Origin of the sequence: Aquidulcibacter paucihalophilus, assembly GCF_002105465.1 — a bacterium.
GTDB classification, from domain to species: Bacteria; Pseudomonadota; Alphaproteobacteria; order Caulobacterales; family Aquidulcibacteraceae; genus Aquidulcibacter; species Aquidulcibacter paucihalophilus.
In genome coordinates, this window is the sequence record NZ_NCSQ01000115.1 from 1 (window position 1) to 1,629 (window position 1,629).

A 1,629-nucleotide genomic window follows, 5' to 3' on the forward strand; every position below is an offset into this window, starting at 1 on the left:
AAACTTAGAAACGGGAACTCGCACTTCGCCTAGAATCTACACGCGCAAAGCGATAATGTCACCCTTTAGCAAAGTAGATGTGTCACCCTCTCATTTTGAGATAGATGTGGATGGGTGTCATGGGATTGGTGGTTATGAGCAAGCGCGAACTTGGTCGATTGGAGATTGTAGCGCGATTGACGCGTGGCCAGATAGGCATTGATCATGCTGCTGGATTGATGGGTATCAGTCGGCGTCAAGTCTTCCGGCTTAAGTCGCGGTATGAGTTACTTGGTGCACCAGGCTTGGCCAGTCAGAAGCGCGGACAACCCTCGAACAATAGGATCTGCGAAGCGGTCCGCACTGAAGCGCTTCGGCTTATCGAGTTGCACTATCGAGATTTTGGACCAACTTTGGCGGCTGAGAAGCTTGCGGAGCGCCACCAGATTGCTCTTTCCCGTGAGACTTTGAGGGCGTGGATGAACCAAGCTGGGCTTTGGGCAACGCGCTCGCAACGCAAAGCTCGTTTGCATCAACCGCGCTATCGCCGACAGCATTTGGGAGAACTGATCCAGATCGATGGTTCTGAGCATGATTGGTTTGAAGGCCGCGGTCCAAAGTGCTCATTGTTGGTGTTCATTGACGATGCCACTGGACGATTGATGCAGTTGATGTTTGCCGTTTCCGAAAGCGCATTTGCTTATTTTGACGCGTTACGGGGCTACTTGGAACAACATGGCCGCCCGATTGCATTTTACTCTGATAAGCATTCGATTTTTCGCGTGACCGGTGCGGACAAGCGTGCTGGTGATGGTCTGACGCAATTCGGTCGGGCTTTGCAGAGCCTTAATATTGAGATTATTTGCGCGAACTCCAGCCAAGCGAAAGGCCGTGTTGAACGCGCCAATAAGACTTTGCAGGACCGCTTGGTTAAAGAAATGAGGCTGGCGGGCATCAATGATATGACTGCCGCCAACGCGTTTGTGCCGCAGTTCATTGCCATCTGGAATGCACGCTTTGCCAAGCCAGCCGCCAATCCAAATGACTTGCATCGCTGCTTGCGCGATTTTGATAGTCTTGACTTGCTGCTATGTTGGCGATCCAAGCGGCGTATGACCGCCAATCTGGTGGTCCATTATAACCGTATGCAGCTTGTGATTGAAGACTGCGAATTAGCGAGACACGCAGCCGGCCAGGACATTGAGGTTTTGGATTTCCCTGATGGTCGTTTGGAAGTTCACTGGCGCAACATCCCCCTTCCCTATCGTGCTATTGATAAGCTGCAACGGGTCGATCCTGCCGCCATTGTGGACAACAAGCGACTGAGCGAGGCGTTGAGTTACATTCAGGCCGAACAAGCGCGTCGTGAACCCTTGAAGCCTGATCGGATTGGACCGCAGCGAAGTCATCAGAAAACAGGAATCATGAAGGCTAGGACGGACAAGTTTGCTCAAATGAAAAAGCGCGCCTAAGTGAGCCGCAGGGGCACGAGCGCTGCGATATTTGGGGTCTACGCGCTCCTGCCCCTGCTCGTTTTGCGGAAAATAGTGACACGTCTACTTTGCGCAAAGAATGACGTTTCAACTTTGCTTTGACATCTGTTGTTACAGGGTGGATTCAATCTTGAAGTGCGAATTTCCAATGATTTGA

General features: G+C 51.6%; 1 protein-coding gene. It reads left to right on the plus strand.

The features are described from left to right. Positions 1–134: 134 nt before the first annotated feature. Positions 135–1,451 (plus strand): ISNCY family transposase, encoded by a 1,317-nt coding sequence (locus B7364_RS08300; protein WP_157893596.1) that lies wholly within the window; start codon positions 135–137, stop codon positions 1,449–1,451. The last annotated feature ends 178 nt before the right edge of the window (positions 1,452–1,629 follow it).

Excerpts from the sequence above, each read along its gene's own strand:
- B7364_RS08300 (WP_157893596.1), top strand. The coding sequence starts at position 135 with ATGAGCAAGCGCGAACTTGGTCGATTGGAGATTGTAGCGCGATTGACG.